This window comes from Streptomyces sp. bgisy100, from assembly GCF_057709105.1.
In genome coordinates, this window is sequence record NZ_JBYITE010000017.1 from 79,851 (window position 1) to 95,949 (window position 16,099).

General features: G+C 70.9%; 8 protein-coding genes. 6 read left to right on the plus strand and 2 right to left on the minus strand.

The features are described 5' to 3' along the window. Positions 1 to 9: 9 nt before the first annotated feature. Complete coding sequence (locus AC3EQ1_RS14590) at positions 10 to 1,590, minus strand: SDR family oxidoreductase (protein WP_432094736.1); 1,581 nt, start codon at positions 1,588 to 1,590, stop codon at positions 10 to 12. Positions 1,591 to 2,003: 413 nt separating this feature from the next. On the opposite strand from AC3EQ1_RS14590, the gene AC3EQ1_RS14595 reads away from it, so the two are divergent. Both AC3EQ1_RS14595 and AC3EQ1_RS14600 read left to right on the plus strand, forming a co-directional pair. Then, positions 2,004 to 4,055 carry an APC family permease gene (locus AC3EQ1_RS14595; RefSeq protein WP_432094737.1) on the plus strand — a complete coding sequence of 684 codons (2,052 nt, stop codon included), beginning with the start codon at positions 2,004 to 2,006 and terminating at the stop codon, positions 4,053 to 4,055. A gap of 199 nt (positions 4,056 to 4,254) precedes the next feature. Further along, positions 4,255 to 5,583 (plus strand): class I SAM-dependent RNA methyltransferase, encoded by a 1,329-nt coding sequence (locus AC3EQ1_RS14600; protein ID WP_432094738.1) that lies wholly within the window; start codon positions 4,255 to 4,257, stop codon positions 5,581 to 5,583. A gap of 8 nt (positions 5,584 to 5,591) precedes the next feature. On the opposite strand, the gene AC3EQ1_RS14605 is transcribed toward AC3EQ1_RS14600, so the two are convergent. After that, on the minus strand, positions 5,592 to 6,227 hold the full coding sequence (locus AC3EQ1_RS14605) for an AAA domain-containing protein (RefSeq protein ID WP_432094739.1): 636 nt from the start codon (positions 6,225 to 6,227) through the stop codon (positions 5,592 to 5,594). A 213-nt stretch (positions 6,228 to 6,440) separates the two neighbouring features. On the opposite strand from AC3EQ1_RS14605, the gene AC3EQ1_RS14610 reads away from it, so the two are divergent. From AC3EQ1_RS14610 to AC3EQ1_RS14625, 4 genes are all read left to right on the plus strand, one after another. Then, positions 6,441 to 8,678 carry a hypothetical protein gene (locus tag AC3EQ1_RS14610; RefSeq protein WP_432094740.1) on the plus strand — a complete coding sequence of 746 codons (2,238 nt, stop codon included), beginning with the start codon at positions 6,441 to 6,443 and terminating at the stop codon, positions 8,676 to 8,678. Positions 8,679 to 8,791: 113 nt separating this feature from the next. Next, on the plus strand, positions 8,792 to 14,803 hold the full coding sequence (locus AC3EQ1_RS14615; protein ID WP_432094741.1) for a hypothetical protein: 6,012 nt from the start codon (positions 8,792 to 8,794) through the stop codon (positions 14,801 to 14,803). A gap of 637 nt (positions 14,804 to 15,440) precedes the next feature. Continuing rightward, the gene (locus tag AC3EQ1_RS14620; protein WP_031089472.1) at positions 15,441 to 15,635 is read left to right on the plus strand and encodes a ribbon-helix-helix protein, CopG family; all 195 of its coding nucleotides are present in this window, start codon (positions 15,441 to 15,443) and stop codon (positions 15,633 to 15,635) included. Then, positions 15,632 to 16,024, plus strand: a complete 393-nt coding sequence (locus tag AC3EQ1_RS14625) for a type II toxin-antitoxin system death-on-curing family toxin (RefSeq protein WP_432094742.1) — start codon at positions 15,632 to 15,634, stop codon at positions 16,022 to 16,024. The genes AC3EQ1_RS14620 and AC3EQ1_RS14625 overlap by 4 nt, the downstream gene beginning before the upstream one ends. The last annotated feature ends 75 nt before the right edge of the window (positions 16,025 to 16,099 follow it).

Consider the following 16,099-nt stretch of genomic DNA (forward strand, 5'->3'; position numbering starts at 1 on the left):
CCGGTAACGCTACCCGTCATGACCTGATCCGAGCCCCTCACGGTTGCTCTCCGCGGCCGTCGCGATGTTCCGGGCCATTCCGCCGAACACCACGGCGTGGAACGGCGAGACGCTCCACCAGTACGCGTGGCCGGCCAGACCGCGGGGGTGGAAGACGGCCCGCTGCCGGAGCACGCTGCCGCCCGGACCGTCCCGGTCGATCGTCATTTCCAGCCAGGCCATCCCGGGCAGCCGCATCTCCGCCCGCAGCCGCAGCAGCCGGCCCGGCTCCAGCTCCTCCACCCGCCAGAAGTCCAGCGAGTCGCCGACCCGCAGCCGCTGCGCGTCCCGCCGGCCGCGCCGCAGCCCCACGCCGCCGACCAGCCGGTCCAGCCAGCCGCGGACGGCCCAGGCGAGCGGGAACGAGTACCAGCCGTTCTCCCCGCCGATGCCCTCCACCACCCGCCACAGGGCCTCCGGCGGCGCGGCCACCGCCCGCTGCCGCCGGTCGCTGTAGAGGCTGCCGCCCGCCCAGTCCGGGTCGGTGGGCAGCGGATCGCTCGGCGCCCCCGGCACCGAGGCGGAGGACCAGCGGGTGGCGACGTCCGCCTCCCGGATGCGCTGCAGCGCCAGCCGCAGGGCCCGGTCGATCCCGGCCAGGCCCTCCGGCGGGGCGGGCACCCAGCGGGCGATGTCCTGCTCGGTGCAGAGCACCTCGTGCCGCAGCGACTCGGCCAGCGGCCGGGCGATGGACCCCGGGACCGGCGTCACCAGCCCCACCCACAGCCCCGACAGCCGGGGAGTGAGCACCGGAACGGGCAGGATCAGCCGCCGCGGCAGCCCGGACACCGCGGCGTACCGCTGCATCATCTCCCGGTACGTCAGCCGGTCCGGCCCGCCGATGTCGAACGTCCGGTTCACCTCCGGCGGCAGCCGCGCGCAGCCCGCCAGGTAGCGGAGCACGTCCCGGACGGCGACCGGCTGGATCCGGGTGTCCACCCAGCTCGGCGTGACCATCAACGGCAGCCGCTCGGTCAGATAACGCAGCATCTCGAACGAGGCCGATCCGGAACCGATGATGACCGCGGCCCGGAGCACCGCCGTCGGCACCCCGGAGTCCATCAGTACCCGGCCCACCTCGGCACGGGACCGCAGATGCGGGGACAGCTCCTCCTCCGGGACCCCTTCCGGGGTGAGTCCGCCGAGGTAGACGATCCGCCGGACGCCCGCGGCCCGGGCCTGTTCGCCGAAGATCCGGGCCGCCTCCCGGTCGGTCCGCTCGAAGCCGCGTCCCGTCCCCAGTGCGTGGACCAGGTAGTAGGCGACATCGACGTCCGCCAGGGCGGACCGCACGGACTCCGCGTCCGTCACATCGCCGCGCACCACCTCGGCCTGCCCCGACCAGGGGTGGTCGCGGAGCTTCCCGGGCGAGCGGGCCAGACAGCGGACCGTGTGGCCCGCGTCCAGCAGCTCGGGCACGAGCCGGCCTCCGATGTAGCCCGTCGCCCCGGTCACCAGGCAGCGCAGGGGCCGGTCGGGGGAGGGCGGGCCGTCCGTTTCGGAGGGGCCTCGGGAACGATCGACGGCGCGATCGGCAGGGAAGTCCGCCATGTCATCCATGCTGCGCCCGTTGCCCGGCGGGAGCGAACGATGCTGCGCACTGTTGTCGGGAGGGAGCGGACGATGCTGTGCCCGTTGCCCGGCGGGAGGGGACGATATGGGGGCGCGGGTGGTGCGGCGAGGGCGCGGGCGGGGGGCGCTCCTCGTGGGGGCGGCTCTCCGTGGCGGCTCTCTGTGGCGTGTCTCCGTGGTGTGCGGTTCCGCTTGTGGTGCGGGCCGTTCGGTCCGCGGGCGGAGGCGGTCGTTCACCGGCTGCCGGGGGCGCAGCGTCAGGTCGCGGGCCGCCCCTCACCGGACGCGGAACGTCGCCCACCGGACGCGGGCGGTGGGCCACCGGGAGCCGGGTGGTGGTTCGCCGGGACGCGAGTGGGCACGCGTCAGACCGAACGCTTACGATCCTCTGCGTGTCCAAACTGACCGACCTACCCAAACGGATCCTGATCGGCCGGGCGCTGCGCAGCGACAGGCTCGGGGAAACCCTGCTCCCCAAGCGCATCGCGCTCCCGGTCTTCGCGTCCGACCCGCTGTCGTCCGTGGCCTATGCACCGGGCGAGGTGCTGCTCGTACTCTCCGTTGCGGGTGTGTCGGCGTACAGCTTCAGTCCCTGGATCGCCGTCGCGGTCGTCGTGCTGATGTTCACGGTCGTCGCCTCGTACCGGCAGAACGTGCACGCCTATCCCAGCGGCGGCGGCGACTACGAGGTCGCCAACACCAACCTCGGCCCCCGCGCCGGGCTGACCGTCGCCAGTGCCCTGCTGGTCGACTACGTGCTCACTGTCGCGGTGTCCATCTCCTCCGGCGTGGAGAACCTCGGCTCCGCGATCCCCTTCTTCGTCGAACACAAGACCCTCTGCGCCGTCGGCATGATCGTGCTGCTGACGCTGATGAACCTGCGCGGGGTCAAGGAGTCCGGGAAGCTCTTCGCCATCCCCACCTACGTCTTCGTGGCGGGCGTCTTCCTGATGATCGCGTGGGGCGCGTTCCGCGGATTCGTCCTCGGCGAGGACATGAACGCCCCCACCGCCGACTACGAGATCAAGGCCGAGCACGCCGGAATCGGCGGCGTCGCCCTGCTCTTCCTGCTGCTGCGGGCCTTCTCCTCCGGCTGTGCGGCCCTCACCGGCGTCGAGGCGATCAGCAACGGCGTGCCCGCCTTCCGCAAGCCGAAGAGCAAGAACGCGGCCACCACGCTGCTGCTCATGGGCGCCCTGGCCGTCACCATGTTCTGCGGCATCATCGGCCTGGCCATGGCCACCGACGTGAAGATGGCCGAGAACCCGGCCACCGACCTGCTGCGCAACGGCACCCCGGTCGGCTCCGGCTACACCCAGAACCCCGTCATCTCGCAGGTCGCCGCGGCCGTCTTCGGCGACGGCACGTTCATGTTCGTGCTGCTCGCCGCGGCCACCGCGCTCGTGCTGTTCCTGGCCGCCAACACCGCCTACAACGGCTTCCCGCTGCTCGGCTCGATCCTCGCCCAGGACCGCTACCTGCCGCGGCAGCTGCACACCCGCGGCGACCGGCTCGCCTTCTCCAACGGCATCGTGCTGCTCGCCGGCGCCGCGGTACTGCTGGTCTGGATCTACGGCGCCGACTCGACCCGGCTGATCCAGCTGTACATCGTCGGGGTGTTCGTCTCCTTCACCCTGAGCCAGACCGGCATGGTGCGGCACTGGAACCGGCACCTGGTCACCGAGACCGACCCGGCCAAGCGCCGCCACATGATCCGCTCCCGCGCGATCAACACCTTCGGCGCCTTCTTCACCGGCCTGGTGCTGGTCGTCGTGCTGCTCACCAAGTTCACCCACGGCGCCTGGGTCGCCCTGCTCGGCATGGTGATCTTCTACGTGACGATGACCGCGATCCGGCGCCACTACGATCGGGTCGCGGCCGAGATCGCCGCACCGGACGAGCCCGGCGACGACGCCGGCCGCCCCTCCCGCGTGCACTCCATGGTGCTCGTCTCCAAGCTGCACAAGCCCACGCTGCGCGCCCTCGCGTACGCCAAGCTGATGCGCTCGGACAAGCTCGAGGCGCTCACCATCAACGTCGACCCCGAGGAGACGAAGGCGCTGCGGGACGAGTGGGAGCGGCGCCGCATCGACGTCCCGCTGAAGGTCCTCGACTCCCCGTACCGGGAGATCACCCGCCCGGTCGTCGACTACGTCAAGCGACTCCGCCGGGAGAGCCCGCGCACCGCGGTCAGCATCTTCATCCCGGAGTACGTCGTCGGTCACTGGTACGAGCATCTGCTGCACAACCAGAGCGCGTTGCGGCTCAAGGGGCGGCTGCTCTTCACCCCGGGCGTCATGGTGACCTCGGTGCCGTACCAGCTGGAGTCCTCGGAGGCGGCGAAGCTGCGGGCCCGCAAGCGCGCGGAGTGGAACGCTCCGGGCTCGGTACGGCGCGGACCGGTCGTCAACGAGCGGGACAAGGACAAGGCCGGGCGGAAGTGAACCCGATCAGCCCCGGTCCGGGACCGGGGCTGATCGGCTGAGGACCGAGGGGGATCCGGCCGAGGGGGTTTCCGCCCGCCGGCCGACCGGGTGAGGCCGACGGGCCGCGGGGCCGTAGACTGGACGGCTGCGGTCCACAGCCGAATGTCCCCGTCCTTCCCGGGGCTCGCATCCCACCAGCTCAGGAGCACCTTCCCCCGTGACGAACCCAGCCACCGAGTCTCTGATCGGCGAGGAGTACGAGGTCGAGGTCGGCCCCGTCGCCCACGGCGGGCACTGCATCGCCCGGACGCCCGGGGGCCGGGTCCTCTTCGTCCGGCACACACTGCCGGGCGAGCGGGTCGTGGCCCGCGTCACCGAGGGGCAGGAGGACTCGCGGTTCCTGCGCGCCGACGCGGTGCAGGTGCTGGAGGCGTCCCCGGACCGGGTCGAGGCGCCCTGCCCGTACGCCGGCCCCGGCCGGTGCGGCGGCTGCGACTGGCAGCACGCCGCCCCTGGCGCACAGCGCCGGCTGAAGGTCGCCGTCATCACCGAGCAGCTGAGCCGGCTCGCCGGACTCACCCCCGAAGAGGCGGGCTGGGACGGCACGGTCGAGCCGGCGCCCGGCGACAAGGTGGCCCGCGGCGAGGTGCCCCAGTGGCGGACCCGGGTGCAGTACGCGGTGGACGCCGAGGGCCGGGCGGGGCTGCGCAAGCACCGCTCGCACGAGGTGCAGCCGGTCGACCACTGCATGATCGCGGCGCCCGGCGTCAGCGAACTGGGCGTGGAGAAGCGGGAGTGGCCGCAGATCGCGGGCGTCGAAGCCATCGCGGCCACCGGCTCGCACGACCGCCAGGTGATTCTCACCCCGGCGCCGGGCGGACGGCTGCCCATCGTCGAGCTGGACAAGCCCGTATCGGTGATGCGGGTGGACGAGAAGGACAAGGGCGTGCACCGCGTGCACGGGCGCCCCTTCGTCCGCGAACGCGCTGCCGACCGCACCTGGCGAGTCGGCGCCGGTGGCTTCTGGCAGGTCCACCCGAAGGCCGCCGACCTGCTGGTCGAAGCGGTGATGCAGGGCCTGATGCCGCGCAAGGGCGAGATGGCGCTCGACCTGTACTGCGGCGTCGGCCTGTTCGCCGGCGCCCTGGCCGAACGGGTCGGCGACCAGGGCGCGGTGCTGGGCATCGAGTCCGGCAAGCGCGCCGCCGAGGACGCCCGCCACAACCTCGAGGACCTGGACCGCGTCCGCATCGAACACGGCAAGGTCGACCAGATCCTCCCGCGCACCCGCATCACCGAAGCGGACCTGATCGTCCTGGACCCCCCGCGCGCGGGCGCGGGCAAGCCGACGGTCGCCCACCTGGCCGGCCTGGGCGCCCGCCGCATCGCGTACGTGGCGTGCGATCCGGCGGCCCTGGCCCGGGACCTGGGGTACTTCCGGGGCGAGGGGTATGAGCCGGTGTCGCTGCGGGCGTTCGATCTGTTTCCGATGACGCACCATGTGGAGTGCGTGGCGATTCTGAAGCCGGTCGCACAGGGCTCCTGAGCTGCGGTTCAACCTTCTGGCGGCGATGGCTGCGCGAGACGCCGTTTCATGGGGGAGCGGCACATGACTGACGTTGTGCGGAGCCTGCCCGGCGGCTGAACGGGCCGCCGGGCTTGGCCGTCCTGTCCAGCGCGTGCGGGGTCGTGACCGGGGTGCGGGCCGGGGTCGATCAGCACTGCCGTGTTCTCGCCGGCCTCGGTGAACAGCAGGTCCCTCGGGTGGTCGCCCACCAGCACGGCCCGCTCCAGATCGGTGATGCCCTGTTCGGCCAAGTACCGCTGCAAGCGGTCGGCGAGGTCCTCGCGGGCGTCGGTCATTGGGCCGGGCATGCCGACCTCGGCCGTCGTGCCGTCGTCGCCTGCTCCCAGCGGCACCGAGCGCGCGGCGAGGAGGGCGGGCAGGCCGCTCTGGTCCTGCCAGAAGGCATAGCCGCCCACCGTGATCAGCTGTGACTTGGCCCGGGTGACCGCTACGTTCCACAGGTTGACCTGGCTCGCGACCCATTGTGTCGTCCGGAGCGGTGTGTTGTGCGCTGCTACCGGGCTGAGCACCATCGCGTCGCGCTGTCGGCCCTGGGAGGTGTGGACGGTGCCGATCCGGACGCGATCGTCGTCTCGCCACATCCGTGCCAGTTGCCGGGCCACTTGCCGGGCACCCGCGACGGCATTCACGACGTGTTCGGCGCAAGCCGCTGTCAGCCGTCGCAAAGTGGTGAAAGTGCCACAGGAACCCCAACCGCGGGCATACTCTGCGGGAATTACCGCAGGCGGGCTGGGATGAACCTGTAGTGCGGCGGAGGTGTCATGGGTGGGGACCCGTATGTGTCAGCAACGGTCGGCGAACGCGGAGGGACGGGGGTGCCTGATCCGTACGGTGATCGGGCCCTGCTGACCTCCGTCATGACGAAGGGCTACGACGCCGTACCCGACCAGGAACGGGATCGGCTGCGCCGCTATCTCGAAGCCGTTGTCGCGGCCCGGTCGGCTCCGGTGCACACCACTGTCGCCTTCAATGCCGTGTACTTCGGATACGACCTCGGCGGCGACGGTTACGGCGGCAGCCCGTTGTGCCTTGACGACTTCCCTGTGATCACGTTCGGTGAGTGTGCTCCAGTGCTCCCGGTCGGCGCCATGGTGTGCGTCGCCACCGGATCGGAGCCGCTGTACGCCGAGATCGTCCATCGGGAGGGTGCCCACTCGGAGGTGGACGTCCTCGGTGACGTACCGGCCTGGGTGTCTGGGGCGCCGGCGGGCGCTGAGGGTCCGGGCAGGCCGGGGAACGGCGCCGCGCCACGGCGAAGGGAGCTCCTGATCCCGGATCTCCACGCCTTCGGCCCGGCGCTGAGCCTGTCACCGGCGCAGCTCCACCGCTTACGCACGCGCCGGCGCTGGCTCAATGGGGACGGGCATGTCGTCGTCGACGTGTGCTACCCGTCCAGGGAAGCAGCTCGGGGCGACGACCTGACGGCCTATGCCCACCATCTCCTGACGACGGCACGGGAACAGCTTCTCAGCCCCTTCGTCCCCGTGTCCCTCGCCGCACTGGTGGGCGGCACGCAGGACGACGATCTGCGGGCGGGTCTGCTCGGTCTCCTCGACACGGTGCGGGGCGTCCTCAACTCCATTGCTGCAGTGCGGACATGGGGGCATTACGCCATGACCCGGGCCTCCCTCGCAGACTGCTGGCGGGACACAGGGCCGCTGGGCGGTGACGACCTCAGGTCTCTCGCGGCAGCCGTGGAACGCGCGGCCACCCCGGCGAGGCGGCGCTACGGCCTCGCCGCTCCGGCCACCGTGTACACAGCGGTCGGACCGAGGCTCCGCGGGTTCCCGGGTGCGACGGCATCGCTCAGGGGAGTGGGGTACGCCGCCGCGGTGTGCCGGGCGAACGTGGCACTTGCCGACGTCGTTCAAGGGGACAGCGACCAGGGCCTGTTCGAGAACGGCTCGCGAATCACTCTCGACGACGCCTTCGAGGGCGGAGGCGTGTGGCGATCCCATCATCCCGGTGAGACGGAGGCACCCGGAGACCCCCTCGACCCGGCCGGACGCGGCTGGAGGTCATCGCTGCCTGGGCAGTCGGAGCCGGAAGCGGAGCCGGACCCGGTCGATCTGCCCCTCGCCGACGACGCCTCCCTCGGTATCGGTGAACTTCTGCGGAACGACGCGAGGGAAACCGTCTGGCGGGCGCCCCTGCGGCTGGCCCATCTCATCGACGGCTGGTTCCCCTTGCATCCGTACGTCGTAGAGGACCTTCGGCAGTCCCACGGCGCGCGCCCCACGGTACGCCTCGAACTCGACCATGTCGGGGAGGTGTCGGGCGCGAAAGAGGCGACGCAGGACGTCACCGCCGAACTCGATGACGAATCGGGACGGTTGACCGGGATCGCCTGGCCCCACGATTTCTTCCCCGGACTGATGCTTGAACTGCGCCGTCTCCGCGGCGGCACAGTGATCCGCCTGGCCACGACGCGACTCGAGGAACGGGTGCAGGTCGGCGACCGCGAGACCGGGCACTGTTATGACCCTCGTGTGCTCACCAGGGAGGACGCTCCGGGCAGTGACCGCCGTGGAGACAGCGCGGTCGGGCTCGGGCCCCGGCAACTGGTGATGCGCACTGTGCGCCGTTGTGGGTTGCTCTCCCTGGACGGACACGCCCTGATGGACCGTTCGGTCCTGCCCAGCGCGGTATACGGGCCTCTGCCGGCCCGGTCACAGGCCGTCGCCCTGGAAGCGGCGGTCATGGAACTGCTGGCGGAACGGCTCCTGGCGCCGGCCCTCGGCAGTCGGGACGCCTGGGGTCAGCCGCACTTCCCGGCGCGCGACAGGGAGCCGACCATCCCTCTCATTGGCTACCGGCCGGTCCGGCGACGGGTGATACGCCCGTGGGGCGGTACGGACGCGGAAGCGTGCGGTGTGGGGCTGTCGGCGGCCCAATTCGTCTCCGGCCACCTCCGTCGCCTGCGGCCGAGTTGTTCGCCCAGCGAAGGCCAGCGAGCAGCCTTCCGGGAGCACTGCCGCAGGCTCGGCAAGGCGGACGGCTGGGAACTGCCCCACGGCTACACCTTTGTTACCGAGCATACGCGCGGCCGCTGATCCGCGTGCCAAGGCTTCCGCCGCGTCCCTCACGTCCCGCTCCTCTCTTCAGGCTCCTCGGTGTCGGGTGAGCCGATCCCGCAGGACCGACCACAGAAACGGAGTGCGCGTACATGCATGACCGCTACCACGTCGTAACGGGGCCGCCGTTGTCCCCGCCGAGCGCCTCGGCCGAGAAACTCTCAGGCTTGGCCGCAGCCCTCAACGCCTTGGAGCATCCGGCCGCCGCCCTGAACGACCTCACGGTCGACATGGTGGAACTCGCCTTCAATTCTCTGCCGCCCAAGGACCGGCAGAAGTTGCTCGGCAACCTGGGCATCCGCATGGCGGCTCCTCGACGGGCCGGCCATGCTCTGTGCCAGGACGTTCTCGCCCGGCTGCGGCGCGATGCCCGGCAGCACGCATGCAGCTGTGGGATCAGGGGCCTCACGCAGACCGTGATGGACCAGGTGATCGCGTACGTCATCGCATCGGACGGAAAGTCCGCTTCCGACCCCGTTTCCCGGTGGGGTGCGACGCTGGTCCGGGCCACGGTGTTCGCGTACTGCAACGCCTCCGTCGCCGATGCCTGCATCCTTGCCTGGGCCGCGGACCAGGACTGGTTCGCGGCGACGGCCGACGAGAACGAGACGCCACGACTCGCTGCCGTCGGTGACATGGCGAGGTCGATCGTGGCGGCGCATCCGGGCTTTGTGCCCGGCGCGGCGGAGGAGCAGGAGCCGCCGCTCGTGTTCCCCTCCTGCGACGTGTCCGCACCGGCGGCCGACGATGACCGCCCCGACGAGGCGTGGCGGCCGGACGAGGTCTGCCGGGAGCTGGAGTCGGCCCTCGCCCGAGCCCGGCAAGCCGTGGAGAAGGTGACGGGTGCGGTCACGGACGGCCGCCCTCCGCAGGACGAGGACCTGACAGAGCTGGCCGCGCTGAGCGGCGTGTTCGACAGCGCCGAGGCGGTGTTCCGTGCGGCGGGGATCGAGGGGGTGCCTCGTCGGTTGGAGGACATGACGCGCGCCGCGGACGCACACCGAGCGGCACACGAACATGACCTCCGGACACGGGAGACCCTGCGCGAACTGCTGGGTGTCGTCTGCCGTCCGGACAGCCCCGCCGCCGCTGCCGCCGAGGCTGTGCGAGACGTGGCCCGCCGCCTGCTGGACACACCGGTGTGGGAACAGGCGCAACGGGAGGAGAGCGCCGCACTCACGGCCTTGGCCCAGCTCATCCGGCTGGGGCGGCAGGCGGACGCCGCGGCGGAGATCCTGGCTCTGCAGGGGCAGGTCGTGCGGGGGCTGCCCGCGTGTGCCATGGCGGTGGTCATGGCCCCCGAACTGTCGTTGCCTCAGCCGGAGGAGCCCCTCCGCGAGCGCGCCGGAGCGCAGGCGGACGGCACCACCGAACTCGTCGGCGCCGAGACGGCTGTGGAGCATGGGGACGTACCTCCGGCCGGGGAGGAGGAGACCGCCGGTCGCTCCACCGAGGAGACCGCTTCCGAGCCCGCCTCCGCGCCCGAAGCCGCTGAGCCCGCCCGGACGGCTGTTCCCGAGCCGGTCGACCCCTGCGATGTTCAGACTGCGACACGGGCCGACAGCGACCCGGCACCCCGCACGGACCCGGACGGGCCTACTACGGTGCCCACTCCCGCCACACCCAGGGACGAGGACGCGCCGGCTCGGGAAGCGGCCGAGGACGACGACTACCACGAGACCGACGCTGAGCGGGCTCTGGCGCGGCTCGTCGTCGAGCGCCGCTTCGGACTCGCCCACCACGTGGCACGTGCCGCCGAGCACCCCGAGCCGCAGGTGACGGCGCTCCGGCTGGCCGGTGCCGCCGCGCTGCTCACCTCCGGCGACAGCCAGGGTGCGAGGTTGACCACGGGCGTGCTCCAGCAGTACGGCGGACACGCGGGCCGCGACGCAGAGGGCAGCGAGCTCCTGCTGCTGCCCGCTCTGCTGCGCACGGCACTGATCACCGGCGATCACCTGGCGGGCGCCCAGCTCAAGGCGCTGGTGCCCCGTCTGCCGGACCGGCTCGCCGAGGCCGCGACCGCCGTTGCCGACCGCGCCCTCAGCGGTGTCCTCATGATCGCCTCCCCGTTGGTCGTCATCGCCGACGTCTCCGAGACGGAGACCCGGCTGCGGGAGCTGGGGGAGCAGTGTGGTGCGTTGCTCGTGCCGCCGAGGCTGCGGTTCGCGCGGGCGACGGAGATCGCCAAGTGTTGGCTGGCTGCTGACGCAGGAATGCTGGGGTCGCTACTGACGCCCGTGGTCCGCGACCAGCGCGACGCTGTGCCGCAGGTTCGGGAACAGGCCGAACGTCTGTCGAAGCTGACCGAGATCAACAATGAGATCGACCGCATGGACCGCAAGCACCGTTCCAGCGGCAAACCGCTCCAGGGCGCCGGGCGGATGGACCTGGTGCATCTCGTCGAGCGAGCCGCCGGCCTGGCCAAGGAGTGGTGTCTGGCGGTCGACGGCATCCGCCGCGGCGACCGCTCCGACAGCAACCGGGCGATCAAGGAGATCTCCTCTCTGCGCCGGTCGCTCCTGGACGGCAAGGAGGCGCTGCTGGCCGATCTGGAACAGCTGGCCCGGCGCTCGGGTGCCGTCGCCGCGGCGACCGCCTGGGCGGCACGCGCCTCGATGGAGGAGCTGTTCGTCCTGCTGGCAGGTGCCTCCGCGACCACACGTCCCGGCGGTTCGATCACCCCCGAGAAGGTGTTGGACGCGGAGCTGCTGAAGGTCTGCGACACCCCTGACGAGCGGCCGTCCCTCGACCGGCTCCTCACCGCGGTCGACCGCACCTGGCAGGAGGCCCTCGACGAGCGGCTCTCCCGCGATGCCTTCACCGCGGCCCGTACCATCGTCGAGCTGGCCGGCCGTGAGCTGCTCCCCGCCGTGCAAGCCGGCGACTTCACCCCGCCCGCCCTGGCCGAGATCGACGAGCGGGAGGCCGCCCGGCGCACGGAGCTGCGCAGGGAACACGACGAAATCGTTGCCGAGCTGCACCGCGCGCAGGCCGACGGCGCTGTGACCGACGACCAGGACCTCCGCCTGCAGGAGCTGCTGGCCGATGCCCGTGACCGGCTCGAGGGGACCGGTACGCACGACCTGAGGGATGTACGGCGAGCCCTCGACACCGTGCGCAGCGACCTCCCCGACTTCCGACAGCAGGCCGCCGACCGGATCCGGGCCCGGCTCGACGCCCTGGACCTCACTTCGGACGGGCGCGCTCAGGTCCTGCGCCACCTGGACACCGGCGGCCTGGCCACCGCGGCGGACCTCGTCTATTTCCTGGAGATTGGCGAACCCGTCCCGGAGATCGAGGGCAGTGAACCCCACCTGACCGAGTTCTTCCCCGCGGTGCCCGACGGCCTGCCCCGGGGCATCGATCGCGAGCTCGTGGACCTCGTCCGGTCCGGTGCCAAGCATCCGACGCTCTCTGTTCTCGACTACGGTTCCCTGTCCACCGACGAGGCCGCACTGGCGGCCGACGCCCTCGACGCGTGGCGGGAACTCGGCGCGACCGAGCCGAAGGACCGGCTCGAAGTGTCCGGGCGGCGGCAGCTGCCCCCGCTCCTCAAACTCCTCGGCTACGACGCCAAGAGCGCCAGACCGCTCGACGAGCGGTCGCCGAACCTGCGCCGGCGTGAGTACCGCTTCTTCGAGGCGACCGAGGTGGAGATCAACGGCAGGGCGAAGGCGCCCGCTTTCGGCTCTCAGATCCGGGAGCACGGCGGCACGCTGCGGGTGCTGATGGTGTGGGGGCGCCCGCCCGCCAAGGTCGTCATGAGCCTCGCGGAACGCGACACCAGCGGTGCGGGGCTCCTCGTCGCCTACTTCGGTACGCTCAGTCGCGAGGCCCGTGTGGAACTGGCTGTCGGCTCGGACCGGTTGCAGCCCCTGCTCGTCGTGGACGACGCCGCCCTCGCCTACCTCGCAGCATGGGGCAACCGGCAGGTCAGCACGGCCACGCAGACACTGCTGCCGTTCTCCGGCGTCAACCCGTACATCAGGGAGAAGCGCGGCAGGATCGGCGGCGAGATGTTCTACGGCCGTGACGCCGAGCGCAAGAGCATCATCGACCCGCGCGGCACCCAGGTCATCTACGGCGGCCGGGGGCTGGGCAAGTCGGCACTGCTCGCCGACGCCGGGGACAGGTTCGTCGAGCAGCGTCCCGGCTACCACCATGCGGTGTACGTGAACCTCGACCAAGAGAACATCGGTAAGGGCAGTTCGCTCGGGCCGGAGGCGCTGTGGAGCGTCCTGGACCGGAAGCTGACCGAGGCGCAGGTACTGGACCGGCCGCAGGGCCGCAGGTCCGCGAAGGGCGTCTCCGACATCTCCGAGCGGGTGCGCGCGGGCATCCGGGCCTGGACCGACGCGGACTCGCGTCGCCGGCTGCTGATCCTGTTGGACGAGTGCGACCAGTTCTTCGAGGCGGACGCCCCCCGGTTCAACCAGACGAAGCGGCTCAAGGGCCTCGGGGACGACACCAAGGATCGCGCCAAGGTCGTCTTCGCCGGGCTGCACTCGGTGCAGCGGTTCGCCAAGCTTGCGAGCAACGGGCCGTTCGGCCATCTCGCTCAGACCCCGAAGGTGATCGGCCCGCTCGCCCCCCAGTTCGCCGCCGAGCTACTTGTCGAGCCCCTGCGGGCACTCGGTTTCGAGTTCCAGGACATGGATCTGGTCAACCGGGTGCTGGGCTACTGCTCCTACCAGCCGTTCCTGCTCCAGATGTTCGGCCACCGGCTGGTGGAGCTGATGCACCGCAAGCGGGCTCGGCGCGGCGCCGAGGGACCTCCGTACCCGGTGGAACTCGCCGACATCGAGGTCGTGGAGTCGGACGCCGGACTCAGGGACAGCATCTCGGCAGCCTTCAAGGACACCCTCAGCCTCGACCACCGGTACGACGTGATCGCCAACGTACTGGCTTACCACGCCCGCCACCGCGGTCTGGAGGTGCGGCTGAGCGACACCGAGCTGCGCGAGGAGTGCGAGACCTACTGGCGCAAGGGGTTCGAACAGCTCGACACCGAGGGTTTCCGCGCCTACCTCTCCGAGATGGTCGGCCTCGGCATCCTGGCGCCCAACCACGACGGCCTGGGCTGGCATCTGCGCGGCCCCAACGCTCTGCGCATGATCGGCACCTCCCATGAGGTGGAATCCCGCCTGCTCAGGGCGGAGGAAGAGTGCGAGCTCCACGAGAGCATCGTGCAGGAAGGCCGTCCCGAGCTGCCCGACGGCAGACCCGCACCGCTCACCAACACCCAGCTGGATGACCTACTCGGCCAGCGGTCCAACCAGGCGAGGGTCGTCCTGGGCAGCCCCGCCACCGGTGTGGGCGACGTCGCCCACACGCTGCGGACGCTCACCGCGGGCATCGCCGGCTGGACACTGCCGCCCGTCGGCAAGCCCAGCGTGTACAAGCAGGAACTCACCGGCGGACGCCCCCGCGAACGACGCGTCGTCATCAGCGACTTCGTCAACTACCGGGACCCGGTGCGTCCCGAGACCTGCCGGGAGGCCGCCGACCTCGCCGAGACGTTGTTGCCGCTCACCCCGGGGGTGACCCGCGCGGTCGTCCTCGTCACCGACACCACCCAGCTGGCCCTGTGGCGCCCCCTGCTGACCGGCACGGAACCCACCTCGGCCGCCCCGGTGGTGCTGCGCCGTCACGACCGCCGCAGCCTGCGCGGCTGGGCGCAGCGGGTCGACATGTTCCAGCGCGAGGACCGGCTGAACCGGCTTCACGAGCTGACCGGCGGCTGGCCGAGGCTGGTCGGCGACGCCCATCGGCTGCATCGCGAACTGGACGACCCGGACGAGGCGCTGCGTCGCCTGGCCGACTTGCGCACCGACCGGGCCCGCGCTCACGCCTTCGCCAAGGACACGGGCCTGTACGCGGACCCGTTGCTCGCCACCGGATACCGGGCCCTGGCGGAGGAGTACAAGGACGGATCGTTCGACTGGGAGAGCGCGCTGACCGCCGTGGCGGTCCAGGGCGAGGTCGACGAGGACGAGGCGCGGTGGATCGTGACCTGCCTCGACGCCCTCCAGGTGTTCGACCGCGAGGGCACTCTGCTGTGCCTGGAACCGCTGCTGCGCGAGTGCATGGCACTCCGCGTCTGACAATGTGTGATTGCGGCCGGCCGCTCGCATGTCGGGGCGGCCGGTCGCCTTCCTGCTCACTTCCAGGCTCTCGCTCCGATCGTTTGCGGATGTGATCTCACCCATAAACGATCAGTCGAATTCCGGATCATCGGCCTCTCCGAGAAGGCAAGCCGCGAGGTCATCGGTCCACTGCACGGCCCAGGCTCGGAGGGCGGTGACGGTGGTGTCATCGAGAACCTGTCTGGGGGCGGTTCGCGAGGTGGTGCGCCCGCACGGCGTGTCCACCGGTGAGCACCGGTGGAATTTGGGCAACCGAGGGCGATCACGTCCGCCAGGAGCCGTGTGTTCAGCTCCGGCATGTCCGTCACGCGGCTGCCCGGATGTGGGAAAACTGTGGAAGGTGTCTTCCCGCACGGCGCGGACGGTGCGATCGACGAGGTGCACAGCACCGGCCACAGCTGGAGGAGCAGGTCCTGGTTGAGGTAGCAGGGCAGGGCGTCGCCCTGTCGAGTGCGTGGCGATCCTGAAGCCTGCTGACAAGGGCTTCCGGCCGTAGCCCGCCCGGGCCGCGGAGGGGCGGGTGGCCCCACGGTCCGAGGTCCCGGGTGGCTGGTATCACCTCGCCACCTAGATACCGTTCCGGTATCATCGCCGTATGGCGATGACACTCCGACTCCCCGACGACCTTGACGCGAAGCTCACCGAGCGTGCTCGTCGGGAGCGCCGCAGCAAGCAGGAACTCGCCATCGAGGCCATTCGTGACGCCCAGGATCGGGCCGAACTGAAGGTCGATGACGTGCTGGCCGAGCTCATGGACAGCGATGCGGAGATCCTGGACTACCTGAAGTGACCGCGGTGCGCTACATCCAGATCGACGAGATCCTGGTCATCGCTCGCAAGGTCAACGGTACCGAGCACAGCGTGCGTGACATGGGGCTTTTGGTATCAGCGATCGAACGGCCCCGAACCAACGTGTTCGGAGCCGAGCTATATCCCACACTGCACGAGAAGGCGGCGGCACTGCTGCATTCCGTTGCCCGAAATCACGCGCTGATCGACGGCAACAAGCGCACCGCCTGGCTCGCCCTGCGCGTCTTCCTGAGGTTCAACGGCGTCAGCGCCAGTGTCGCCCCGCCGCCCGTCTCCATTGCCGGCCCGTTCGTCGAGGCGGTTGCGCAGGACGACATCGACGTACCGGTCATCGCCAAGCGCCTGTCGGACTGGTTCCCGGTTTCCTGACGCACGATGGCGTGAGGGTGGGCGCTTGCGTGTCGCCCTCACGCATTTCGGGCTTGTGATCAGGACGGAACCTGT

Bases quoted from the DNA above. Each gene is read 5' to 3' on its own strand.
- AC3EQ1_RS14615 (WP_432094741.1), top strand. From the start codon at position 8,792: ATGCATGACCGCTACCACGTCGTAACGGGGCCGCCGTTGTCCCCGCCG.
- AC3EQ1_RS14620 (WP_031089472.1), top strand. From the start codon at position 15,441: ATGGCGATGACACTCCGACTCCCCGACGACCTTGACGCGAAGCTCACC.
- AC3EQ1_RS14590 (WP_432094736.1), bottom strand. From the start codon at position 1,590: ATGGCGGACTTCCCTGCCGATCGCGCCGTCGATCGTTCCCGAGGCCCC.